This window comes from Microbacterium sp. STRO-1N, from assembly GCF_057748015.1.
Window position 1 is genome coordinate 1,893,194 of record NZ_CM173234.1, and the last position, 23,914, is coordinate 1,917,107.

The 23,914-nt window shown below is 68.1% G+C and carries 22 protein-coding genes and 1 tRNA gene; 3 read left to right on the forward strand and 20 right to left on the reverse strand.

Features of this window, described 5'->3' with window-relative positions:
- Window positions 1-13: 13 nt before the first annotated feature.
- On the reverse strand, window positions 14-2,644 hold the full coding sequence (gene polA, locus AC3ANJ_RS09025) for a DNA polymerase I (RefSeq protein ID WP_488319170.1): 2,631 nt from the start codon (window positions 2,642-2,644) through the stop codon (window positions 14-16).
- A 96-nt stretch (window positions 2,645-2,740) separates the two neighbouring features.
- On the opposite strand from polA, the gene AC3ANJ_RS09030 reads away from it, so the two are divergent.
- Entirely contained in the window at window positions 2,741-3,112 is a 372-nt protein-coding gene (locus tag AC3ANJ_RS09030) for a hotdog fold thioesterase (protein WP_406250557.1), read from the forward strand.
- Window positions 3,113-3,133: 21 nt separating this feature from the next.
- Here the strand turns inward: AC3ANJ_RS09030 and AC3ANJ_RS09035 are convergent, their stop codons facing one another.
- Both AC3ANJ_RS09035 and AC3ANJ_RS09040 read right to left on the reverse strand, forming a co-directional pair.
- Window positions 3,134-3,673 (reverse strand): GNAT family N-acetyltransferase, encoded by a 540-nt coding sequence (locus tag AC3ANJ_RS09035; protein WP_488319171.1) that lies wholly within the window; start codon window positions 3,671-3,673, stop codon window positions 3,134-3,136.
- Window positions 3,670-4,287, reverse strand: coding sequence for an ANTAR domain-containing response regulator (locus AC3ANJ_RS09040; RefSeq protein ID WP_376178168.1), 618 nt, complete (start codon window positions 4,285-4,287; stop codon window positions 3,670-3,672). Before AC3ANJ_RS09040 ends, AC3ANJ_RS09035 begins: the two co-directional genes overlap by 4 nt.
- A gap of 97 nt (window positions 4,288-4,384) precedes the next feature.
- On the opposite strand from AC3ANJ_RS09040, the gene AC3ANJ_RS09045 reads away from it, so the two are divergent.
- A tRNA-Leu gene (locus tag AC3ANJ_RS09045) sits at window positions 4,385-4,467 on the forward strand.
- A 120-nt stretch (window positions 4,468-4,587) separates the two neighbouring features.
- Complete coding sequence (locus tag AC3ANJ_RS09050) at window positions 4,588-5,421, forward strand: SDR family NAD(P)-dependent oxidoreductase (protein ID WP_488319172.1); 834 nt, start codon at window positions 4,588-4,590, stop codon at window positions 5,419-5,421.
- Between the two features lie 165 nt (window positions 5,422-5,586).
- Here the strand turns inward: AC3ANJ_RS09050 and AC3ANJ_RS09055 are convergent, their stop codons facing one another.
- The 17 genes from AC3ANJ_RS09055 to fmt all read right to left on the reverse strand — a co-directional run bounded on the left by AC3ANJ_RS09055 (window position 5,587) and on the right by fmt (window position 23,899).
- Window positions 5,587-6,252 (reverse strand): esterase/lipase family protein, encoded by a 666-nt coding sequence (locus tag AC3ANJ_RS09055; RefSeq protein ID WP_488319173.1) that lies wholly within the window; start codon window positions 6,250-6,252, stop codon window positions 5,587-5,589.
- Window positions 6,253-6,310: 58 nt separating this feature from the next.
- A complete protein-coding gene (pyk, locus tag AC3ANJ_RS09060; protein WP_488319174.1) occupies window positions 6,311-7,762 on the reverse strand; it encodes a pyruvate kinase in 1,452 nt (483 codons plus the stop codon).
- A 54-nt stretch (window positions 7,763-7,816) separates the two neighbouring features.
- Window positions 7,817-9,283, reverse strand: coding sequence for a glutamate synthase subunit beta (locus tag AC3ANJ_RS09065; protein ID WP_488319175.1), 1,467 nt, complete (start codon window positions 9,281-9,283; stop codon window positions 7,817-7,819).
- Window positions 9,276-13,796: a glutamate synthase large subunit gene (gene gltB, locus AC3ANJ_RS09070; RefSeq protein ID WP_488319251.1), complete on the reverse strand. Its 4,521-nt coding sequence runs from the start codon at window positions 13,794-13,796 to the stop codon at window positions 9,276-9,278. The genes AC3ANJ_RS09065 and gltB overlap by 8 nt, the downstream gene beginning before the upstream one ends.
- 141 nt (window positions 13,797-13,937) lie before the next feature.
- Window positions 13,938-14,963: a prolipoprotein diacylglyceryl transferase gene (lgt, locus tag AC3ANJ_RS09075; protein ID WP_488319176.1), complete on the reverse strand. Its 1,026-nt coding sequence runs from the start codon at window positions 14,961-14,963 to the stop codon at window positions 13,938-13,940.
- A gap of 10 nt (window positions 14,964-14,973) precedes the next feature.
- The gene (trpA, locus tag AC3ANJ_RS09080; protein ID WP_488319177.1) at window positions 14,974-15,780 is read right to left on the reverse strand and encodes a tryptophan synthase subunit alpha; all 807 of its coding nucleotides are present in this window, start codon (window positions 15,778-15,780) and stop codon (window positions 14,974-14,976) included.
- Entirely contained in the window at window positions 15,777-16,985 is a 1,209-nt protein-coding gene (trpB, locus tag AC3ANJ_RS09085; RefSeq protein WP_488319178.1) for a tryptophan synthase subunit beta, read from the reverse strand. Before trpB ends, trpA begins: the two co-directional genes overlap by 4 nt.
- Window positions 16,982-17,758, reverse strand: coding sequence for an indole-3-glycerol phosphate synthase TrpC (gene trpC / locus AC3ANJ_RS09090; RefSeq protein WP_488319252.1), 777 nt, complete (start codon window positions 17,756-17,758; stop codon window positions 16,982-16,984). Before trpC ends, trpB begins: the two co-directional genes overlap by 4 nt.
- Window positions 17,759-17,760: 2 nt before the next feature.
- Window positions 17,761-17,991, reverse strand: a complete 231-nt coding sequence (locus tag AC3ANJ_RS09095; RefSeq protein ID WP_406250451.1) for an HGxxPAAW family protein — start codon at window positions 17,989-17,991, stop codon at window positions 17,761-17,763.
- 45 nt (window positions 17,992-18,036) lie between these two features.
- A complete protein-coding gene (locus tag AC3ANJ_RS09100; protein ID WP_488319179.1) occupies window positions 18,037-18,624 on the reverse strand; it encodes a Trp biosynthesis-associated membrane protein in 588 nt (195 codons plus the stop codon).
- Window positions 18,621-18,977: a phosphoribosyl-AMP cyclohydrolase gene (hisI, locus tag AC3ANJ_RS09105; protein ID WP_488319180.1), complete on the reverse strand. Its 357-nt coding sequence runs from the start codon at window positions 18,975-18,977 to the stop codon at window positions 18,621-18,623. Before hisI ends, AC3ANJ_RS09100 begins: the two co-directional genes overlap by 4 nt.
- Window positions 18,974-19,735 (reverse strand): imidazole glycerol phosphate synthase subunit HisF, encoded by a 762-nt coding sequence (hisF, locus tag AC3ANJ_RS09110; RefSeq protein ID WP_488319181.1) that lies wholly within the window; start codon window positions 19,733-19,735, stop codon window positions 18,974-18,976. The genes hisI and hisF overlap by 4 nt, the downstream gene beginning before the upstream one ends.
- Window positions 19,735-20,574 carry an ATP phosphoribosyltransferase gene (gene hisG, locus AC3ANJ_RS09115; protein WP_488319253.1) on the reverse strand — a complete coding sequence of 280 codons (840 nt, stop codon included), beginning with the start codon at window positions 20,572-20,574 and terminating at the stop codon, window positions 19,735-19,737. The genes hisF and hisG overlap by 1 nt, the downstream gene beginning before the upstream one ends.
- 40 nt (window positions 20,575-20,614) lie before the next feature.
- Entirely contained in the window at window positions 20,615-20,878 is a 264-nt protein-coding gene (locus tag AC3ANJ_RS09120) for a phosphoribosyl-ATP diphosphatase (protein WP_488319182.1), read from the reverse strand.
- Complete coding sequence (gene rpe / locus AC3ANJ_RS09125) at window positions 20,875-21,558, reverse strand: ribulose-phosphate 3-epimerase (protein ID WP_488319183.1); 684 nt, start codon at window positions 21,556-21,558, stop codon at window positions 20,875-20,877. Before rpe ends, AC3ANJ_RS09120 begins: the two co-directional genes overlap by 4 nt.
- Window positions 21,555-22,982, reverse strand: a complete 1,428-nt coding sequence (locus tag AC3ANJ_RS09130) for an RsmB/NOP family class I SAM-dependent RNA methyltransferase (RefSeq protein WP_488319184.1) — start codon at window positions 22,980-22,982, stop codon at window positions 21,555-21,557. The genes rpe and AC3ANJ_RS09130 overlap by 4 nt, the downstream gene beginning before the upstream one ends.
- A complete protein-coding gene (gene fmt / locus AC3ANJ_RS09135; RefSeq protein WP_488319185.1) occupies window positions 22,979-23,899 on the reverse strand; it encodes a methionyl-tRNA formyltransferase in 921 nt (306 codons plus the stop codon). The genes AC3ANJ_RS09130 and fmt overlap by 4 nt, the downstream gene beginning before the upstream one ends.
- Between the last annotated feature and the right edge of the window lie 15 nt (window positions 23,900-23,914).

Consider the following 23,914-nt stretch of genomic DNA (forward strand, 5'->3'; position numbering starts at 1 on the left):
GCCGCGACCGTGGTCAGTGCGCGGCCTCGTTCCAATCCCTGCCGCGTCCGACCTGGACATCGAGAGGCACCGTCAGCTCGGCCGCACCGGCCATTCTGGTGCGCACGATCTGCTCGGCGGCATCCCACTCGCCGGGGCCGACCTCGACCACGAGTTCGTCGTGGATCTGGAGGAGCACTCGCGAGCGCAAGCCGGCGGTCACCAGATCATCGTGGATGCGGAACAGCGCGATCTTCATGATGTCGGCCGCGCTGCCCTGGATCGGCGCGTTGAGGGCCGCGCGCTCCGCATTCTCGCGCAGCACGCGGTTCGGGCTGGTGAGATCGGGGAACGGCCGGCGGCGGCCGAAGATCGTCTCGGTGTACCCGACCTCCTTCGCCGCGAGAACCGAGGCGCGCAGATAATCGCGGACCGCGCCGAAGCGGGCGAAGTACTCCAGCATGAGCTGCTTGGCCTCGGACTGCTCGATGCGCAGCTGTTTGGACAGGCCGAACGCGCTCAGCCCGTAGACCAGGCCGTACGACATCGCCTTGACCTTCGTACGCATGGCGGAGGTGACGTCGGCCGGGTCGACGCCGAACACCCGGGCGCCGACGAAGCGGTGCAGATCTTCGCCGCTGTTGAATGCCTCGATGAGTCCTTCATCGCCCGACAGATGCGCCATGATCCGCATCTCGATCTGCGAATAATCCGCCGTCAGCAGGGTCTCGTAGCCCTCGCCGACCTCGAACGCGCTGCGGATGCGCCGGGACTCCTCGGTGCGCACCGGGATGTTCTGCAGGTTCGGATCGGTGCTGGACAGACGCCCGGTCTGGCTGCCGGTCTGCACGTACGTCGTGTGGATGCGGTGGTCGTCCTTGATCGCCGTGTCCAGCGATTCGATGATCTGTCGCAGCTTGGTCGCCTCGCGATGCTGCGAGAGCTGCTCGAGGAAGGGATGCGGGCTCTTCTCCTGGATGTCGGCCAGCGACGCGGCATCCGTCGAATACCCGGTCTTGGTCTTGCGCGTCTTCGGCAGCTGGAGCTCTTCGAACAGGACTTCCTGCAGCTGCTTGGGAGAACCGAGGTTCACCTCACGGCCGATGGTGGCGTACGCATCCTGAGCGATCAGGTCGGCTCGGGTGGCGAGCTCCCCCGAGAACGTCGAGAGCACGTCGTGCGATACGGCGACACCGGCGATCTCCATGTCGGCGAGCGTCAGCAGCGTCGGCAGCTCGATGTCGGTGAGCACTGTGGCCACGGACTCCGGGATGTCCTCGCGCAGCGCCGTGGCGGTACGCAGGGTGAACCAGGCCTCCTGGGATGGCGTGGCGCCGTCGGTCTCGGGGACGAGCTGCGTCGGATCCGCCTCCGGCAGCTTCTCGCCGAGATAGCGCTCGACGAGATTCCCGAGCGTCTTGTCGGGAAAGCTCGGCCGCAGCATCCAGCCGGCGAGGATCGTGTCGTAGGTCAGGCCGCCGACGCGGATGCCGGAACGCAGAAGCGCCTTCACCTGAGGCTTGGCCTCGTGCATGACCTTCGGTGAATCGGCCTCCAGCCAGGGTCGCAGGATCTCGGCTGCTGCCTCGTTCCAGTCGCTCTCGCGCAGATCCGTCGCTCCGGCGACTCCGATCCGGATGGGCATCCCCCCGGCGAGGACGAGCGTGACGGCGAGCTCGCCGCTCTGCGCGGCGAGCCAGTCGGCGAGCTCGCCCGCAGAGGACTCCACGGGTGACGGCAGCACCACGGCCGGCGAATCGTCTGCGACGGCGCCGGCGCCGACCGCCTCGAACACGCGCGGCAGCAGCGTGCGGAACTCCAGACGGGCGAAGATGTCGCGGACTGCTTGAGCGTCGATCGGGGCGACGGTGAGGTCGGCTGGTCCGAACGGGAGCTCGACGTCGGTCAGCAGCCGATTGAGCTTGCGGTTGCGGCGGACGTCTTCGATGTGATCGCGGAGATTACCGCCCACGACGCCCTTGATCTCATCGGCACGGTCGATCAGTTCGTCGAGGCTGCCGAACTGGGTCAGCCACTTCACGGCCGTCTTCTCCCCCACCTTGGGTACGCCAGGGAGGTTGTCGCTGGTCTCGCCGACCAGGGCCGCGATGTCGGGATACTGCTCCGGACGCACGCCGTAGCGCTCCTGGACGGTGATCGGGTCGTAGCGCTTCAGCTGAGACACGCCCTGCACCGATGGGTACAGCAGCGTGACCTCGTCGTTCACGAGCTGGATCGTGTCGCGGTCGCCGGACACGACGAGGACGTCGAAGCCCTGGGCGGACCCCTGCTTCGCGAGCGTCGCGAGGATGTCGTCGGCTTCGATGCCCTCCTTCGTGAGGACCGGGATGGACATCGCGGCCAGGCAGTCCTGCAGCAGCGGGATCTGCCCGCGGAACTCCTGCGGCGTCTCGGACCTCGTGGCCTTGTACTCGGGGTACTCGTCAGTGCGGAACGAATGGCGCGACGTGTCGAAGGCGATCGCCATGTGCGTCGGCTGCTCGGTCTTGATGAGGTTCACGAGCATCGACAGAAAGCCGTAGATGGCGTTGGTGTGCTGGTTGTCCTTCGTGGTGAAGTTCTCCACCGGGAGGGCGAAGAAGGCACGATAGGCGAGCGAATGGCCGTCGACGACCATGAGGGTAGGCTTTGCGGAGTCCGTCACCCTGTCAGCCTAACGAGGACGACAGACACGCGCTGAGGAGGATCGGTGAGCGACAGCATCCAGACGACCGGCTTGGAGTGGGCGACCGCCCGTGGCATGGGAGCCCTGGCCGAGAAGATGGGGATCGAGTTCACCGAGTTCGCCGTCGAGCGCGCCGTCGCGACCATGCCGGTCGAGGGGAACACCCAGCCGGTCGGCCTCGTGCACGGTGGCGCGTACGTGGTGCTGGGCGAGTCGCTGGGGTCGATGGCGGCCAACCTGCACGCCGGACCGGGAAAGCTCGCCGTCGGCGTCGATATCAATGCGACGCACACGCGCTCGGCGACCTCGGGCGTCGTCACCGGGGTGTGCACGCCGCTGCACCTCGGACGCAGCATCACGGTCCACGAGATCGTCGTGACCGACGATCAGGGGCGCCGCTGCTCGACGATCCGCATCACGAACATGATCAAGGACATGCCCGCCTGACGGCGTCTCGGCGCGGCGGATTCAGTCGAACAGGATCCGCTGGAACAGCAGGTGATCCTGCCACTCCCCCGCGATCCGCAGGTACTTCGGCGCCATGCCGATCCGCTCGAATCCGTTGGCCGCGAGAACGCTCTGGGATGCCGCGTTGTCGAGCAGCGTCGCGGCCTGGAGGCGATGCAGCGCGAGCTCGGTGCTGGCGTGATCGATCACGACGGCGATCACGCGGCTCATCAGTCCGCGGCCGGCAAGCGACGCATCGATCCAGTACCCGAGATCCGCGCTGTGGAACGCGCCGCGCACGATGTTCGAGATGTTCGCCACACCGACGATTCTTCCGTCGTCGTGGACCAGGACGAAGCGAGCTGCTCGTCCGTCCGCGCCGTCGCGCAGGTGCTGGGCGACGAGCGCCTCATGCCATTCGACCGTGTAGAAGCTCTCCTCGCGGACAGGATCCCAACGGGCCAGATGCGCACGATTGGCGTCGTAGGCGGCGGCGTAGGCTGCCGCATCTCCGGACGCGACCGGGCGAAGGCGGATGCCGTCGCCGAGGTCGAAGGTCACTTCTTGGGAGCGAGCTGCTCGATGATCGCCTTGGCGACGTCCTGCATCGTGAGCCGACGATCCATCGACGCCTTCTGGATCCAGCGGAACGCCTCGGGCTCGGACAGGCCCATCTTCTCGTTGAGCAGGCCCTTGGCGCGATCGACGAGCTTGCGGGTCTCGAAGCGCTCGACCATGTCGGCGACCTCGGCCTCGAGCGTGATGATCTGCTCGTGACGAGCGAGAGCGATCTCGATCGCCGGCAGCAGGTCGTTCGGGGTGAAGGGCTTCACGACGTACGCCAGAGCACCGGCCTCGCTCGCCCGCTCGACGAGCTCCTTCTGGCTGAAGGCCGTCAGCAGCACCACGGGCGCGATGTTGCCCTTGTGGAGCTTCTCGGCGGCACTGATGCCGTCCAGCTGCGGCATCTTGACATCCATGATGACCAGATCGGGACGCAGCTCGGTCGCGAGCGCGACAGCGGTCTCGCCGTCGCCGGCCTCACCGACCACATCGAATCCGTTGTCTCGCAGGATCTCGACGATGTCGAGACGGATCAGCGATTCGTCTTCGGCGACGACGACGCGTCGCGGAGCGGATGCCGTGGACTGTTCAGCCTGTTCTTCGGTCACCAGTTCATTCTACGGGAGAGCGGGCGCTGTCCGGACGACGGCGCGTCGAACGCGATGGAGACTCCATGATCCTGCGCTACAGTCGTAGACGCGATACACGGCCGGCGTGGCGGAATGGCAGACGCGGAGCACTCAAAATGCTTTGTCCGAAAGGGCGTGTGGGTTCGAGTCCCACCGCCGGCACTCGAACGTATTGAAAGTCACCAGAGCCGGTGTTCCCGACGTTCCTTCGATGGAGGTGGCTCACTGTGACGAGAGCACGACACGCCGGGACAAGCGATGCGCTTGATACGGTCTGAGCCCATGACGAAGACGATCGTGGTCACCGGGGCAAGCGACGGCATCGGCGCCGCTGCAGCAGGTCGGCTTCGTCGAGACGGGCACCGGATCGTCCTCGTCGGCCGATCTCCGCAGAAGACCGAGGCGGTTGCCCGCGAGCTACGCGCCGATCACTTCATCGCCGACTTCACGCGACTGGCCGACGTACGCACGCTCGCGGCGGAACTCGACGCGTCGTACCCGCACATCGACGTTCTCGCCAACAACGCCGGTGGCATCTTCGGCGACCGCTCCAAGACGATCGACGGGTTCGAGAAGACCTTCCAGGTCAACCACCTCGCCCCATTCCTGCTCACCACGCTCCTGCGGGACAAACTGATCGCGAGCAGCGCCAGCGTCATCCAGACCTCCAGCGTGGGCGCGCGCTTGTTCGGGAGGATGAACATGGATGACCTCGACCACGACCACGATTTCTCACCGCAACTCGCATACGGCACCGCGAAGCTGGCCAATATCCTTTTCACGACGGAACTCCACCGCAGGTATCACGCGCAGGGCCTGTCGGCTGTCGCGTTCCACCCCGGTCTCGTCGCCACCGGCTTCGCCGCAGACAGCGCCAGCGTCATGAAGCACTTCTACCGCAGTCGGCTCGGGCGGGCGCTGATGTCGAGTCCCGATCAGGGGGCCGATCAGCTGGTGTGGCTGGCAACAGCGGCGCCCGGCTCCGAATGGCAGTCCGGGCTGTACTACGAGAAGCGGAAACCGGCACGCCGGAACAATCCACAGGCTCTCGATCAGGATCTCGCGCGAAGGCTGTGGGTTCGCTCGGCCGCGCTCGTCGACGAGTCGATTCGCTGACGAACTGCACCTGACGTACGCATCGATCGTGGCGGGCACCCGAGTCGGGGTGCGCGATCCTGCCATGAAGCCCGTCGAGCTCCGGCTGGCGCAAGACTGCAGCTTCACGCGGCACAGGTTCGATTCCGGCTGTCTCGGCGCTCCGCTCACGATCGAGCGCCGTACTTAGTCCGTGAGTTCCGCCAGCTCCGCGAGCACGCGCGGATGTTCGAGCACCCAGAAGTGCCCGCCGGCGTCGAGCGGAACATTCTTCGCCCCCGGGAGTTCACTGCCCTCGGGGATGTGCGGATCGAAGCGCGGATAGACCGAGACGATCCTCGCGTTCGCCTCCTGCTGGCGGGCGAGATCGATGATGTCCGGATCGAGCGGCGAGAAGGCGCGCAGCGTGCGCCAGGGCATGATGCGGGCGTAGCGGGAACCGCCGAACGGGGTCGCGATCGCCAGCATCGACCGCACCCGAGCACCCTGAGGGCCCACCATGGCGAGTTTTCCGGCGAGCCCGCCCTTGCTGTGCGCGACGATGATCACGTCGCGCAGGTCGGCCTCCGCGAGAAATGCCGTGACATCCTGCGCGAGCTCCACGATCGGGCGGCGATTGCGGTGCAGCGCCTTGACGACATGCACAGGGTGCCCGTGATCGTGCATCGCCGTGACGAGCGGACGCATGAACTGCCACGTCTCGTACACGCCGGGGAGCACGATGATCGGCGCACGCGATCCGTCGGCGAACGATGCGGGATCGGTCCGGTCGATGGCGGCTCTCGCCTGCCATGCGATCGCATACGCGTAGTCACGGATCCACCATCCCGCTCTGCGGAGGAGGTGAATCATCGCTGGAACACCAAGGGGAGCGGGATCACGACGATCCCGCTCCCCTTGACGACGTGCATCAGACCCCTGCGGCCTTGTAGATCGGAGCGGCGCCGCCGACGGCATCCCCGACCTTGTGGACGCGGATGTCGTTGGTCGAGCCGATGATCCCTGGGGGGGATCCGGAGATCACGACGACCTTGTCGCCTTCGGCGGCGAGGCCGTTGCCGAGCAGGTACTCGTCGACCTGGTGGAACATCAGGTCGGTGTGCTGAACGACCTCGACGAGGTTCGAGCGGATGCCCCAGGTGAGCGCCATACGACGGCGGATGCTGGGCTCAGGCGTGAACGCGATCATCGGGATGCGCGAACGCAGCCGCGACAGGCGCCGAGCGGAGTCGCCCGACTGCGTGAACACGCACAGGAACTTCGCATCGACGAACTCGGCGACCTCGAGAGCGGCGAGCGTGATAGCTCCGCCCTGGGTCTTCGGCTTGTTGGTGAGCGGCGCGATGCGCTCCAGGCCGTGCTCCTCGGTCGAGGCGACGATGCGCGCCATGGTCTCCACGACCACGATGGGGTACTCCCCCACGCTCGTCTCGCCCGACAGCATGACCGCGTCCGCGCCGTCGAGGACAGCGTTGGCGACGTCGCTGGTCTCGGCGCGCGTCGGCACCGGGCTGGAGATCATCGACTCGAGCATCTGCGTCGCGACGATGACCGGCTTCGCGTTGCGGCGGGCGAGCTCGACCGCACGCTTCTGAACGATCGGAACGGCCTCGAGGGGCAGCTCGACGCCCAGGTCACCACGAGCGACCATGATGCCGTCGAACGCGTCGACGATCTCCTCGAGCGCATCCACGGCCTGAGGCTTCTCGATCTTGGCGATCACGGGGACGCGCACGCCCTCCTCGGCCATGATCTCGTGCACGCGGACGACATCGGAGGCGTTGCGCACGAAGGACAGCGCGATGAGGTCGGCACCGATCTTCAGACCCCAGCGGAGATCCGCTTCGTCCTTCTCACTCAGCGCGGGGACGTTGACCGCGACGCCTGGGAGGTTGATGCCCTTGTTGTTCGACACGGCGCCGGCGACGATGACCTTCGTCGTGACGACGGTGCCATCGGTCTCGACGACCTCGACGCGGACCTTGCCGTCGTCGATGAGGAGGAAGTCCCCCGGCTTGACGTCCTGCGGGAGGCCCTTGAACGTCGTACCGCAGATCTCGCGGTTTCCGATGATGTCTTCGGTGGTGATCTTGAAGATGTCACCCACCTCGAGCTCGTAGGGGCCCGCCTCGAACTTGCCGAGACGGATCTTCGGGCCCTGCAGGTCGACGAGCACGGCCACAGCCTTGCCGGCGTCGTCGGCTGCGCGACGGACGTTGGCGTAGTTGGCGTCGTGAACGGAGTAGTCGCCGTGGCTGAGGTTCAGTCGGGCGACGTCCACTCCGGCTTCGATGATGGCCCGCACGTTCTCATAGGAACTCGTGGCGGGACCGAGGGTGGCGACGATTTTCGCGCGTCTCAACAGAAGTCTCCAGGGTAGAAGAGGAATAGAACTGGCGACGGTGCCGCAGTCAGCCTACGCGGGCTGCAGGCCGATCGCGACATCCGTCGGACGCACCGGTGCAGGCAGCACCGTCTCGCCCATCAGGAAGCGGTCCACGCTCGCCGCAGCGGCGCGTCCCTCGGCGATCGCCCACACGATGAGCGACTGCCCGCGACCCGCGTCACCGGCCACGAACACACCGGGGATCGTCGACTCGTAAGAGTCATCGCGCCGGAAGTTCCCGCGGTCGGTCACCTGCGGACGAGTCTCCTCGGTGTAGCCGTCCTGCTCCGGCCCGGTGAAGCCCATCGCGATCAGGACGAGGTCGGCGGGGATCTCGCGCTCAGTGCCGCTCTTGGGCACACGGCGTCCGTCGACGAATTCGGTCTCGGCGACGCGCAGCGCGCGCACCTCGCCCGCGTCGTTGGACAGGAACTCGACGGTCGATGCGAGATACATCCGCTCGCCGCCCTCCTCGTGCGCGGACGACACCTCGAAGACCGTCGGCATCATCGGCCACGGCTGGTGGTCGGGACGCGTGTCGCCCGGCTGGCGACCGATGGCGAGGTTCGTGACGCTGAGCGCGCCCTGACGGTGAGCGGTGCCGATGCAGTCGGCTCCGGTGTCACCGCCGCCGATCACGATGACGTGCTTGCCCTCCGCCGTGATCTGGTTGGCGACCTTGTCTCCGGCGACCGCGTGGTTCGACTCGACGAGGTACTCCATCGCGAAGTGCACGCCATCGAGGTCGCGACCGGGAATGGCCAGGTCACGGGGAACCGTCGAGCCGGTGGCGATCACGACCGCGTCGTACCTGGCACGCAGATCGGCCCAGCTGATGTCCTTGCCGATCTCGACACCGGCGCGGAACCGTGTGCCCTCCTCCTGCATCTGGCGAAGGCGCGCCTCGACGTGGCTCTTCTCCATCTTGAAGTCGGGGATGCCGTAGCGCAGCAGACCGCCGATGCGGTCGTCGCGCTCGAACACGGCGACGGTGTGACCGGCGCGCGTCAGCTGCTGAGCCGCCGCGAGCCCCGCAGGCCCGGAGCCGACCACGGCGACGGTCTTGCCGGTCAGACGCTCCGGCGGCTCGGCCTCGACCCAGCCGTGCGAGAACGCCTCGTCGATGATCGACACCTCGACCTGCTTGATGGTCACAGCCGGCTGATTGATGCCGAGCACGCACGAGCTCTCGCAGGGGGCAGGACACAGCCGCCCGGTGAACTCCGGGAAGTTGTTGGTCGCGTGCAGGCGCTCGATCGCCGAGCGTCCCTCGCCACGCCAGGTGAGGTCGTTCCACTCCGGGATCAGGTTGCCCAGCGGGCATCCGGAGTGGCAGAACGGCACACCGCAGTCCATGCAGCGGCCAGCCTGACGGCGCAGCACCGCCTGATCGCCCGGTTCGTAGACCTCTTTCCAGTCCATGATCCGCACCGGGACGGGACGACGAGCAGGCAGCTCGCGCTCCGTCACCTTCAGAAAGCCCTTGGGGTCAGCCACCTGTCACCTCCAGGATCCGGTTCCAGATGACGTCGCCGTCCGGGTCGAGCCCGGCCTGCTCAGCCTCCTGGCGCATGTTCTGAACCGCGGCGAAATCGCGCGGCAGCACCTTGACGAACTCGTTCGCCACGGTCTCGAAGTCGGCGAGCATATCTGCCGCCAGGGGGGATGCCGTGCGCTCGACGTGCTCGGTCAGCAGACTCCGCAGCACTTCGAGGTCGGCGCGATCGAGCTGCTCGAGACGCAGTTCGCCGCTGTCCAGGGACTGCGCGTTGATCTTGTCGGTGCGCAGCGCATGGACGTAGGCGATACCGCCCGACATCCCAGCACCGAGGTTGCGTCCCGTCGTACCGAGGATCACGGCCACACCACCGGTCATGTACTCCAGAGCGTGGTCTCCGACGCCCTCGACGACAGCCGTGGCTCCGGAGTTGCGCACCAGGAACCGCTCGCCGACGACACCCGAGATGAAGATGGTCCCGCTCGTGGCGCCGTAGCCGATGACATTGCCGGCGATCACGTTCTCCTGAGGCACGATCGTCGCGCCGCGCGGCGGACGGATGGTGATGTCACCGCCCGACAGCCCCTTTCCGACGTAGTCGTTCGCGTCGCCTTCCAGGCGCAGCGCGATCCCGGACGGCATGAACGCGCCGAGCGACTGCCCTGCGGTTCCGGTGAGCGTGACGTCGATCGTCTCGCGGGCCAGGCCTGCGGCGCCGTAGCGCGAGGTGACCTCGTGGCCGAGCATCGTGCCGACCGCCCGCTCGGTGTTGCGGATCGGCAGCTCGATGAGGACTGGGGACCCGTCTTCGAGGGCCTCCTGCGCCATCTCGATGAGCTGCACGTCGAAGTGCGCGTCCAACTCGTGATCCTGCTCGCGTCCGCTGCGCCGGGGTTCGGATGCTGGGAAGACCGGTCCTTCGAGAATCGGCGACAGATCCAGTCCGTCGGCCTTCCAATGCTCGATCGCGGCGTTCGTCTCGATGAGGTCGCTGCGCCCGATGATCTCGTCCAGCGAGCGGTAACCGAGCTCCGCGAGGATCTCGCGCACCTCTTCGGCGATGAACTCCATGAAGTTGACGACGAATTCGGGCTTTCCGGTGAATCGTTCCCGGAGCACCGGGTTCTGCGTCGCGACGCCCACGGGGCACGTGTCGAGGTGGCAGACGCGCATCATGATGCATCCGCTCACGACGAGCGGAGCCGTGGCGAAGCCGAACTCCTCCGCACCGAGCAGTGCGCCGATGATCACGTCGCGACCTGTCTTGAGCTGGCCGTCGACCTGGACCACCACGCGGTCGCGCATGCCGTTGAGCATCAGCGTCTGCTGCGTCTCGGCGAGACCGAGCTCCCACGGGGTGCCGGCGTGCTTGAGCGAGTTCAGGGGGCTCGCGCCCGTTCCGCCGTCGTGCCCGGAGACCAGGATGACATCGCTGAGCGCCTTCGCGACACCCGCCGACACCGCGCCGATGCCGGACTGGCTGACGAGCTTGGTGTGGATACGGGCTTCGGGGTTGGCGCGCTTCAGGTCGAAGATCAGTTGCTTGAGGTCTTCGATCGAGTAGATGTCGTGGTGCGGCGGAGGCGAGATGAGCCCGACCCCGGCGGTCGCGTGACGCGTGCGCGCGACCCACGGGTACACCTTGCCAGGCGGCAACTGGCCGCCCTCGCCGGGCTTGGCGCCCTGGGCGAGCTTGATCTGGATGTCATCCGCCTCGGTGAGGTACTGACTGGTGACACCGAAGCGGCCGGAGGCGACCTGCTTGATCGAGCTGCGCCGCTCCGGGTCCACGAGGCGGTCCGGCTCTTCGCCGCCCTCCCCCGTGTTCGACTTGGCGCCGATGCTGTTCATCGCGATCGCCAGCGTCTCGTGCGCCTCGCGCGAGATCGAGCCGTAGCTCATCGCGCCCGTCGAGAAGCGCTTGACGATCTCGCTCACCGGCTCGACCTCGTCGAGCGGGATCGGCTTGCGATGACCGGTGCGCAGCGAGAAGAGCCCGCGGAGGGTCTTCAGCTCGGCCGCCTGGTCGTCGACGAGCTTGGTGTACTCGCGGAAGATGTCGTAGCGGCGGGTGCGGGTCGAGTGCTGGAGACGGAAGACGGTCTCAGGGTTGAAGAGGTGCGGCGAACCGTCGCGGCGCCACTGGTACTCGCCACCGGTCCACAGGCGCTCGTGAGCGCGTGCCGCGGCGTCCTCGGGGTAGGCGTAGTCGTGACGGGCCTGATTCTCGGTGTAGACCTCATCGACGCCGATGCCGCCGAGCTTCGTCTCGGTGCCGGTGAAGTACGCGTCGATGAACTCCTGGCTGAGGCCGACGGCTTCGAACACCTGGGCGCCCGCGTACGACGACACCGTGGAGATGCCCATCTTCGACATGATCTTCAGCACACCCTTGCCGAGCGCGTAGATCAAGTTGCGCACGGCCTTCTCGGGCGAGATGCCGGTGATGAATCCGGTTCGGACGAGGTGCTCCACCGTCTCCATGGCGAGGTACGGGTTCACCGCGGACGCGCCGTAGCCGATGAGCGTGGCGACGTGGTGCACTTCGCGGACATCGCCGGCTTCGACGATGAGTCCCACCTTCATGCGGTTCTCACGCCGGATGAGGTGGTGATGGATGGCGGAGACCATCAGCAGCGAAGGGATCGGGACGAGGTCCTTGTTGGAGTCGCGATCCGAGAGGATCACGAACTCGGCGCCCTCCTCGATCGCGGCATCCACCTCGGCGCACATCTCCGCGATACGGGCGGGAAGCGACTGCGGCCCGGCGTCGAAGTGGTAGAGACCACGGATCGTCACGGACCGCCGACCGTCCATGGCCTTGTCGATGTGACGGATCTTGGCCAGTTCGTCGTTGTCGATGACCGGGAAGTCGAGCGTCACCGTGTGGGCGTGCTCCGGACCCCAGCTGAGCAGGTTGCGCTCGGGGCCGAGGCCCAGCCTGAGGCTCGTGACGACTTCTTCGCGGATCGAGTCCAGCGGCGGGTTCGTCACCTGCGCGAACTGCTGCGTGAAGTAGTCGAACAGCAGCCGAGGACGCTCGCTCAGGACGGCGATCGGCGTGTCGGATCCCATGGCACCGAGCGGCTCGGCTCCGTTCTGCCCCATCGGGGTCAGCAGGATCCGCACCTCTTCCTCGGTGTAGCCGAACGTGCGCTGGCGGCGGGTGATGGATGCCGGCGGGTGCACGATGTGCTCGCGCTCCGGCAGATCTGCCAGCCGGACGGAGCCCTCGTCGAGCCACTCCTGCCACGGGTGCAGTGCGGCCAGCTGCTGCTTGATCTCGGCATCCTCGACGATGCGACCTGCGGCCGTGTCGACGACGAACATCTTGCCCGGCTGCAGACGACCGCGGCGCTTGATGCGCTCGGGCTCGAACTCGAGGACGCCGGTCTCGGAGCCGATGACGACCAGACCGTCCGTGGTCTCGGTCCAGCGCCCAGGACGCAGGCCGTTGCGGTCCAGCGTGGCGCCGACCAGGGTGCCGTCGGTGAAGATCAGCGCGGCCGGTCCGTCCCACGGCTCCATCTGGTTCGAGTGGTACTCGTAGAACGCGCGCAGTTCCGGCGAGATGTCGGTCTGCTTCTCGTAGGCCTCTGGCACCATCATCAGGATGGCGTGCGGGAGGCTGCGGCCCGTGAGCGTGAGCAGTTCGAGGACCTCGTCGAAGGATGCCGAGTCGCTGGCGCCATCCGTGCAGATGGGCAGCAGCGGGCGGATGTCACCCAGGAGCTCCGACTCGAGCTGCGACTGGCGGGCGCGCATCCAGTTGCGGTTGCCGCCGACGGTGTTGATCTCGCCGTTGTGCGCGAGCATCCGCAGCGGCTGCGCGAGCGGCCACGACGGGAACGTGTTGGTGGAGTAGCGCGAGTGCACGACGGCGAGCTCGCTGGCGAAGCGCTCGTCCTGCAGGTCGGGGTAGAACGGCTCGAGCTGCAGCGTCGTCACCATGCCCTTATAGCCGAGTGTGCGGCTGGAGAGCGAGACGAAATAAGCGCCGATCTCGTGCCCGGCGCGCTTGCGCAGCCGGTACGCGACACGGTCCAGTTCGATGCCGGACAGCGCGGGTGCGTCGCCGGCGGCGGGGCGGGCGACGAAGAGCTGCTCGAAGGCGGGGCGCGCCTCGTCGGCGAGTTTGCCGAGGTGCTCGTTGGCCGTGGGGACGACGCGCCAGCCCAGGACCGTGAGGCCTTCTTCGCGGGCGATCTTCTCGACGCCGGCCTTCTGGGTGCGCCGCTCCCCCGCATGCAGCGGGAGGAAGGCGAGTCCGACGGCGTATTCGCCGACCGGAGGAAGGTCGAATCCTGCCACGGCACGGAGGAACTCGTCGGGCATCTGGGTCAGGATGCCCGCGCCGTCTCCGGTGCCGGCATCCGAGCCGATCGCGCCGCGGTGCTCCAGGTTCCGCAGAGCTTCGAGCGCCTGCTGGATGATGTCGTGGCCGGGCGTGCCGCGGAGCGTGGCGACCATGGCAAGACCACAGGCGTCCTTCTCGAACGCCGGGTTGTACATGCCCTGCTTCGGGGGGTAGGCGCCGGAGGCGCCGTAGGGAGGCTGGAAGTACACCAGATACCGTCCTCAGTTATTCAAGTGACACCGGGGACGACGTCGGCCCGCTCGTTCAGTGCAATGGATCTCCCGCCACGAGGCGGCTTATCGGGCGCCTGCCTCGTTCGTGGGAGCGGTGCTTGTGGCGATGGCTCCTGCGGTGACCTCTTCGGACGGAGGCTCGCTCACGTCCACGAAGTCAGAGGGATTGTCTTGCGATTGTACATCAGCGTCGACGTCCTTCCGGCTGTAGCCGGGCTGGTACACCGAGGCCTCGCGACCTGGGTGACGGCGCGTCTGGACGATGAGGATGACGATGCCGACGACGACGCCGATGATGGCCGCCCAGACGTTGCTGCGCAGGCCGAGGATGATCTCGCTCGGGTCGATCCGGATGGACTCCCAGACGATGCGACCGGCGCTGTACCAGATCAGATAGACGGCGAACAGACGGCCCCACTGGAAGTAGAGGTTGCGGCCGAGCCACAGCAGGACGAGGACGCCGATGCCGTTCCAGATGACCTCGTAGAGGAAGGTCGGGTGGAACAGCGTGCCATCGGCGAGTCCAGGGGGGAACGCCGGGTTGTCGGATTCGATCTCCAGCCCCCACGGGACGTCGGTCGGCAGACCGAACAGCTCGTGGTTGAACCAGTTGCCGAAACGCCCGAGCGCCTGCGCCAGCAGGAGACCGGGTGCCAGCGCGTCCGCGAAGCTCCAGAACCGGATCTTCGTCCAACGGCAGCCGAGCCATGCGCCGATCGCGCCGCCGATGAGCGCACCGTAGATGGCGATGCCACCCTCCCAGATCGCCCAGATGGAGCCGGGCTGGAAGGGATTCCAGGTATTGATGCCCTCGCCGAAGTAGTCGTTCGGGTGGGTGAAGACGTGGTAGAACCGGGCCGCGATGATCGCCAGCGGAACCGCGATGATCACAATGTCGATCACGATCCAGGGCTCAGCGCCGCGCTTGGTGAGGCGGTGGTTGGTCATCAGCGTCGCGGCGATGATGCCGGCGATGATGCAGAGCGCGTAATAGTAGATCGTCACCGGCCCGATCGAGAACGTGTTCTCGGGCGGGCTCGGGATGCTGGTGAGCACGCCGGTCAGTGTGCTGGAGAGCGCGAGGGACATGAGTGCGATTCTAGTTTCTCTGGTCGGAGCTGGTGGACAGCGGAGTTCCGGCTGCCAGGGCGCGTGTCGTGGCGGCGAGGCCGTCGAGGCCGCCGTCTCGGAGGGCGCGCACGAGCGCGGTGCCGACGATCGCGCCATCGGCGTATTCGAGCACACCGGCGATCTGCTCGGCCGTGGAGATCCCGATGCCGACGCAGGCGCGGTTGTCGCCATGTTCGCGCAGGCGGGCGACGAGGGTACGAGCGGCCTTGTCGAGCTCGGCGCGCTCCCCTGTGATGCCCATCGTCGAGACCGTGTAGATGAACCCCGTCGACGAGGAGGACACGAGATCGAGCCGCTCGTCGGTCGATGTGGGAGCTGCGAGGAAGATGCGGTCGAGCCCGGTCCGCTCGCTCGCCGCGATCCACTCGGTCGCGGCCTCCGGTGTGATGTCGGGCGTGATGAGCCCTGAGGCGCCCGCGGCGAGCAGATCGTCGGCGTAGCGGTCGACGCCGTACTGCACGACAGGGTTCCAGTAGGTCATGACGACGACCGGCACGTCGGTGGCCGCGGTGATCGCACGCAGCGCCGTGAAGAGGTCCTTCGTGCGGTATCCGGCGGCGAGGGCCGCTTGGGTGGCCTCCTGGATCAGGGGGCCGTCCATGACGGGGTCGCTGTAGGGCGGCCCGAGTTCGATGACGTCGACGCCGTTCTGGGCGAGCGTGATCGCCGCTTTGACGCTGGTGTCGAGATCGGGGTAACCCACCGGGAGGTAGCCGATGAAGGCACCGCGTCCGGCCTCGTGCGCGCGCCGGATGGCGTCTTCGACACGGCTCATGCGCCGGACTCCTCGTCGTACAGCTGGAAGTATCGGGCTGCGGTGTCCATGTCCTTGTCGCCGCGGCCGGACAGGCACACGGCGATCAGGCCGTCAGGGCCGAGCTCGCGACCGATCCGGATGGCACCGGCCAGCGCGTGCGCGGACTCGATCGCCGGGATGATCCCCTCGGTGCGGCTCAGCAGTCGCAGAGCCTGCATGGCCTCGTCATCGGTCGCCGGGATGTACTCGGCACGCCCGATGTCCGCGAGCCACGAATGCTCGGGTCCGACCCCCGGATAGTCGAGCCCGGCCGAGATCGAGTGCGATTCGACCGTCTGCCCGTCCTCGTCCTGCAGCACGTAGGTGCGCGCGCCGTGCAGGACGCCGGGGCGTCCGCGTTCGATGGATGCCGCGTGCTGAAGCGTGTCGACGCCGTCACCGGCCGCCTCGACACCGTAGAGCTTGACCGCTTCGTCGTCCAGGAACGCGTCGAACATGCCGATCGCGTTGGATCCTCCGCCGACGCAGGCGACCACGGCATCCGGCAGCCGACCGGCCGTTTCGAGCAGCTGCTCGCGCGCCTCTTCGCCGATGATCTTCTGGAAGTCGCGCACCATCGCGGGGAACGGGTGCGGGCCTGCGGCGGTGCCGAAGATGTAGTTCGTCGTCTCGACGGTGGCCACCCAGTCGCGGTAGGCGTCGTTGATCGCATCCTTGAGGGTGCGCGAACCGGTCTTGACGGGGACGACCTCGGCGCCGAGCAGACGCATACGGGCGACGTTGAGCGCCTGACGCTCGGTGTCGACCTCGCCCATGTAGATCGTGCAGTCCAGGCCGAACAGGGCAGCAGCCGTGGCGGTCGCGACGCCGTGCTGGCCCGCACCGGTCTCCGCGATCACGCGGGTCTTTCCGAGACGGCGTGTGAGCAGCGCCTGCCCCAGCACATTGTTGATCTTGTGGCTGCCGGTGTGGTTCAGATCCTCGCGCTTGAGGAAGATCCGCGCTCTCCCGGCGTGCTCGGCGAAGCGCTGAACCTCGGTCAGCGCCGACGGGCGACCGGCGTAGCTGCTGAGCAGATGCGCCAGCTCGGCGCGGAACGCCGGATCGGCGATCGCCTGCTCGTAGGCGACGGTGAGTTCGTCGATCGCCGCGATGAGGGACTCCGGCATGTACCGGCCGCCGAACTCGCCGAAGAACGGTCCTGGCTGATCGCGCAGACTCACTTGTCGACCTCCAGAAAACGGTGCAGGGTGGCGACGGGGTCACCGGTGACGAGCGCCTCGCCGATCAGCACGACGTCCGCGCCGGCGCCACGGTAGTGCGCGACGTCCGCTGGAGAGAGCACCGCGGACTCGGCGATCTTCGTCGTCCCGTCGGGGATCAGGTGCGCGATGCGGCTGAACAGGTCGCGGTCCAGCTCGAGGGTCTTCAAGTCGCGGGCGTTGACGCCGATGAGCGGGGCACCGAGATCGACGGCCACCGAGATCTCATCGGCGGAGTGCGTCTCGACCAGCGGAGTCATCCCGAGCTGGGTGATCAGGTCGAACAGCTCGCTGAGCACCGGTCGCTCGAGTCCGGCGACGATCAGAAGCGCGAGGTCGGCTCCTGCCGCTCGTGCCTCGAACACCTGGTAGGGCGTCGCGATGAAGTCCTTGCGCAGCACGGGAAGCGACACGGCGGCCGTGACGGCCTCGAGATCGGCGAGGCTGCCGCCGAACCGGCGCTCCTCGGTCAGCACGCTGATCGCGGATGCGCCGCCGGTCTCGTACAGCGATGCCTGGTGCGCCGGGTCGGGGATCTCGGCGAGAGCGCCGCGTGACGGGCTGGCGCGCTTGACCTCGGCGATGATCTTGACGCGGGATGCCGGGGCGAGCGCCACGCGGGCGTCCTTCGCAGCCGGACGAGCCAGTGCGGCGTTCTCGACGTCGGCGAGCGGCCGCGTCAGCGCACGACGCTCGGCGTCTTCGACAGCGCCGGCCGTGAGGTCGGCGAGCACCATTAGTGCGCCTTCGGCGAGTACTTGGGGCCCTTCACGCCGTAACCGGCCTTCGCGAGGATCCAGCCGAGGAGTGCGCCGATGACGATGACGCCGACCGAGATCCAGACGAACAGCGGCTGCTCGAAGCAGAACGCGACTGTGCCGGCGGCGACGCCGATCAGCATGACCACGACAGCGGTCCAGGCGGCAGGCGAATGTCCGTGGCCGGGGTCTGCGATGGCGTTGCTCATGGGGATTCCTCCGGGTCGATGGCGGGCGTCGTCAGTCTATCGGTCTCAGCGCGTCGGGTCGGTTCCGCGAGACAGCTCGTCCCAGGAATCGATCGCGTCGACAGGGCCGGATGCCTTCGTCGCATCCGCGTCGGTGCGGAAGCGACGGCCGCCGGACTTCCAGCCGCGCGCCGTGAGCACGACGAAGACGGCGCCGGCGAGCAGCACAACCCATCCGATAAGAGCGATCACCGGCCATGCCGTGGGTTGGACCGCATCCACGAGGTCGGCGATCGCCGCGTCGCCGGCGAGGCCCGTCAGTTCGGTGACGGTCGCCGCCACCGCGCTGAGCGGACGATTCACCAGCAGGTCGAGCGTCGACCAGCCCAGCAGAATGCCGATGGCTGCGCCCAGGGCGGCGAGCACGTACCGCAGCACCGGCCCGACGATCGCGAGCACGGCCGCCAGCGCCAGAACGGCGAGGCTGAGCGGGGTGAGCAGGGGAAGAGCCTGCGCGCCGGTGACGAGGATCGGCTCGGCGGCGTCGTGGCGCGCGGCGATGAGCCAGGTCTGCGTCGAGGAGAGCACCCCTGCGCCGCCCGCGGCGAGGAAGCCGAGGACCGCGATGGAGCGTCCGCGTCCGGCGAGGCTCATGCGTCCGCCGCCGGAACGGGCTCCAGGTCCGTCGTGTCGAAGCAGGTCCGCGTCCCGGTGTGGCACGCGGGGCCGTTCTGGTGCACCTGCAAGAGGATCGCGTCGCCGTCGCAGTCGAGTCGCGCGCCGTGGACCAGTTGCGTGTTGCCCGAGGTGTCGCCCTTGCGCCAGTACTCCTGCCGCGAGCGGGACCAGTAGGTCGCACGGCCTTCCGTGAGGGTGCGGCGCAGCGCCTCGGCGTCCATCCAGGCGAGCATCAGCACTTCGAGAGTGTCCCACTGCTGGACGATGACGGGCGCGAGGCCGTCGGAGTTGAAGGCGACCTGAGCGATGCGCTGTTCCACGTCGCTCATCGGACCAGCACCCCCTCGGCGCGCAATGCGTCCTTCACGTCGCCGACCGTGAGGGCTCCGGTGTGGAACACGCTCGCGGCGAGCACGGCATCCGCTCCGGCCTTGATCGCAGGAGCGAAGTCGGATGCCTTGCCCGCACCGCCCGACGCGATCACCGGCACGGCGGCGACTTCGCGCATGAGGCGCACGAGCTCGAGGTCGAAACCGTCCTGGGTGCCGTCGGCGTCGATCGAGTTGACCAGCAGCTCCCCTGCACCGCGTTCGGTGGCCTCGCGGGCCCATTCGAGCGCGTCCAGGGTGGTCTCGGTGCGTCCGCCGTGCGTGGTGACGACGAAGCCGGAGGGCGTCGTGGGTGAGCGCTTGACGTCGAGCGAGAGCACGAGCACCTGCGCGCCGAACCGGTCGGCGATCTCGCCCACGAGCTCGGGGCGCGCGATGGCGGCGGAGTTGACACCGATCTTGTCCGCACCGACCGCGAGCAGTCGCGCGACGTCGTCGACGCTGCGCACTCCCCCGCCGACGGTCAGCGGCACGAAGACCTGCTCGGCCGTGCGCTGCACCACGTCATAGGTCGTGGCGCGCGCATCGACGGTGGCGGTGACATCGAGGAAGGTGATCTCGTCCGCGCCCTGCTCCGCGTAGTGCGCCGCCAGTTCGACCGGGTCGCCCATGTCGCGCAGATTCTCGAAGTTCACGCCCTTGACGACGCGACCTGCCGCGACGTCGAGGCACGGGATCACCCGGCTCGCGAGAGCCATCAGAGCCTCGCGGCGTGGATCGCGGTGACCAGCAGCGCGCGCGCACCGAGCGCGTAGAGCGCGTCCATCACGTGGTTGACGCCCTTGCGGGGGATCATCACGCGCACGGCGACCCAGGTCGGGTCCTTCAGCGACGAGATCGTCGGAGACTCGCGCCCCGGCGTGATCGCGACGGCCTGGTCGACGAGGTCGGCCGGCAGGTCGTAATCGAGCAGCACGTACCGGCGGGCGACGATCACGCCGCGCAGACGTCGGAGCAGAGTCTCGGTGCCGTCGGCGTCGCCGGGGCGACTGATCAGCACGGCCTCGGACTCGATGATGACGGGGCCGAAGATCTCCAGGCCGGCCTGTCGGAGCGTCGTGCCGGTCTCCACGACGTCGGCGATGGCGTCGGCCACGCCGAGGCGCACAGCCGACTCGACGGCGCCGTCCAGCGGGACGAGCTCCGCCTCGACGCCGTGCTCGCGCAGGAAGGCGTCGACGAGACCGGGGTAGGCCGAAGCGACCCGCACACCGGCGAGATCCTCGATGCCGTGGAACGCTCCCGGAGGTGCCGCGAAGCGGAACGTGGAGTGGGCGAAACCGAGCGCCTGGATCTCACGCGCCTGCTGGGGCACGTCCTTGAGCAGATCGCGTCCGGTGATGCCGACGTCCAGCGCGCCGGACGCGACGTAGGTGGCGATATCGCGTGGGCGCAGGAAGAAGAATTCGACGTCGTTCTCGGCGTCGATGACGTGCAGGGTCTTGGAGTCGCGTCGGCCGGCGTAACCGGCTTCGGCGAGCATCTCGGCGGCTGTCTCGGACAGCGAGCCCTTGTTGGGAACGGCGATGCGCAGCATGGGGGTCTTTCGGTCGAGGAGTGCGAGAGGGCGGAGCGGCTCAGAGATGTCGGTAGACATCCTCGAGGCTCAGTCCCTTCGCGATCATCATGACCTGCACGTGGTACAGCAGCTGCGAGATCTCCTCGGCAGCGGCCTCGTCGGATTCGTACTCCGCGGCCATCCAGACCTCGGCGGCCTCCTCGACGATCTTCTTGCCGATCGTGTGCACGCCGCCGTCGAGCTCCGCGACGGTACCCGATCCCTCTGGTCGGGTCTCGGCCTTGATACGGAGCTCGGCGAACAGCTCGTCGAAAGTCTTCACGATTCCAGGCTAGCGGCTCGCGCGAGGTCCCTGAGCCCTGTGATGGCGTCCTCGATGTTCTCCGCGCCGTAAACGGCGGAACCGGCGACGAAGGTGTCGGCTCCGGCGGCGGCGGCCCGGTCGATCGTCGCGGCCGAGATGCCGCCGTCGACCTGGAACCAGACGTTCGATCCGCGTCGGCGCGCTTCGTCCACCAGCGCGCGCAGCTTCGGCATCGTCTCGGGCATGAAGCCCTGGCCTCCGAAGCCGGGCTCGACGGTCATCACGAGGACCTGGTCGAACTCGTCGAGGATGTCGTAGAGCTGATCCCCCGAAGTGCCGGGCTTGATCGCGATGCCGGCGCGGGCTCCGATGCTGCGCAGGCGACGTGCCAGCGCGATCGGTTCGTGTGCCGCTTCCAGATGGAACGTCACACTGGCAGCACCCAGCTCCGCGTACCCCGGAGCCCAGAGGTCGGGGTCGCTGATCATCAGGTGCACGTCGAGTGGCACAGGACTCGTGGCCTGGATGCGCTCGACCATCTGCGGGCCGAACGTCAGGTTGGGGACGAAGTGGTTGTCCATGACATCGACGTGGACGAAGTCGGCCGTAGCGATGCGGGCCAGTTCCGCCTGCATGTTGACGAAATCGGCTGCCAGGATGCTGGGGTTGATGCGCGGGGCGTCTGGGAGCGTGGTCATCGGGATCCCTTCTCGGTGCGCTGCAGCAGCGCGAGGAACATGGCGTCTGTGCCGTGGCGATGCGGCCACAGCTGCACGCGGCCGGAGCCGTCTGATGCGAGATCGATCGGCGACCGACTGATTCCGGCGATCACGGCGCGCGCGTCGAGCTCGACGAGATCGTCGCGTTCACGGAGGACCTCCGACACCACGCCCGTCGTCTCGGCGAGATGCGGCGAGCACGTCACGTAGGCGACGACGCCCCCGGGGCGCAGCGCGTCGGCCGCTGCGACGAGCAGCTCCTTCTGCAGACCGGTGAGGTCGGCGACGTCGGCCGGTGTCTTGCGCCAGCGCGCCTCGGGTCGGCGGCGCAGCGCGCCCAGTCCGGTGCACGGCGCATCGACGAGGATGCGATCGAACTCGGCGGGGCGCGACGCTGCGAGTGCGCGTCCGTCCTGGACGTGCACCGGCACGTCACCCGGAATCGGTCGCAGAGCATTGCGCACGAGGCCGGCGCGGGCCGGGACGACCTCGTTCGCCTCGAGGTGGGCGCCGTGTGCCTGTGCTATCGCAGCCAGCAGTGCGGTCTTGCCGCCGGGGCCGGCGCAGAGGTCGAGCCAGCGCTCGCTCTCGTCGATCGGCGTCGCCGCGGTCAGCGCGAGCGCGACGAGCTGCGAGCCCTCGTCCTGCACCCGGACCGCGCCGGCGGATTCTCCGAGATAGGCGTGGGGATCGCCGCCGGGCGCGCCGAAGGCCGTCGGTGCATACGGACGTCGAGGCTCGGCGGGCTCCGCGAGCCCCGGAAGCGCGGCGAGCGTCACCTCTGGTGAGACGTTGTCGGCCTCCAGGAGAGCCTCGAGCTCGTCCGCGCGGCCCTCGGCCGTGAGGGCGCGTCGCATTGCTCTGATCACCCAGACCGGATGCGCGGTGCGCAGCCCAAGGCGTTCGTCGTCCGAGCGCGCCTCTGCGGTGATGCGCTCCTCCCACTCCCCCGGCGTGTCACGGGCGATGCGCCGCAGCACGGCGTTGGCGAACCCGGCCGCACCGCGGCTGTGCGCGGCGGCGAGGTTGACGGACTCGTTGACAGCGGCGTGCGACGCGACCCGCGTGGCGAGCAGCTGGTGTGCGCCGAGCCGGAGGGCGTCGAGCACCGGAGGATCGATCTCCGCGGCATCCCGCCCCGCCGCCGACGAGATGATCGCGTCGTACGTGCCTCGGCGTCGGAGGGTCCCATAGGTCAGTTCGGTGGCGAGTCCGGCATCCTGCGGGGAGAGTCCTGCCTCGGTGATCGCCCCGGGCAGGAGCAGGTTGGCGTAGGCATCCGACTCCGTCACGGCCCTGATCACGTCGTAGGCGACGCGCCGAGCGCCCTGGACGCTCCGATCGGGCCGCGCGTGACCACCGGGGCGCGAGGGGCGTCGCGATGAGCGCTGCGGACCGCTCATGATCCGGCCACCGTGCTCTCGCCTTCGCGCCGCCCTCGCCACCAGTCGGCGGCTGCCATCGCCGCCTTACCCGCCGGCTGCACTTTCGTCACAGCCAGCGGGGTCGTCCCGGTGCCGATCAGCACCTCGTGCTTCGTGCCGACCATGGTTCCGGGTGCCAACTGCTCCGGGTCGTCAGCCGGATGAGCCTCGAGGATCTTCAGCCGCGCGCCGTCGATGCTCGTGTGCGCGCCCGGCTCGCCGGTCACGCCGCGGAAGCGCGCGTGGACCTCTTCCAGCGGACGGCTGAAATCGAGCAGGCCGTCCTCGAGCGTGAGCTTGGCCGCATGCGTGACCGTGCCGATCTGCGGCTGCGCGCGAGCGGTTCCGGCTTCGAGCGCATCGACCACCTCGACCGTCAGCGGAGCACCGGCCGCAGCCAGCACCTCGAGGGCGACATCGGCGGTGGCATCCGCGGGCACGTCGAACACGCGCGATGCGTAGACGTCGCCGGCATCCAGTGCCTCGACGAGCTGGAAGACGCTGGCACCGAGCTCCGCGTCACCGGCGATCAGCGCGCGCTGCACGGGTGCGGCACCGCGCCACGCAGGCAGGAGCGAGAAGTGCAGGTTGATCCAGCCGAGATCGGGCGTGGAGAGCAACGGTTCCCTGACCAGCCCGCCGTAAGCGACGATGACGCCGAGCTGCGGCACGGCGGCGGCGATCAGCCCGGTCACCTCGGCATCCAGACGTGCGGCCTTGATGATCGGCAGCCCGAGCTCCTCGGCGGCGAGAGCGACCGGGGACGGGGTGAGCACCCGCTTGCGTCCCAGTGGTGCATCAGGACGCGTGACGACTGCCACGATCTCGTGGCGCTCTGCGAGCAGCCGCAGAGTCGGGACGGCGACGGCGGGTGTGCCGGCGAAGACGAGGCGCATGAAGGTTCTCCGGTG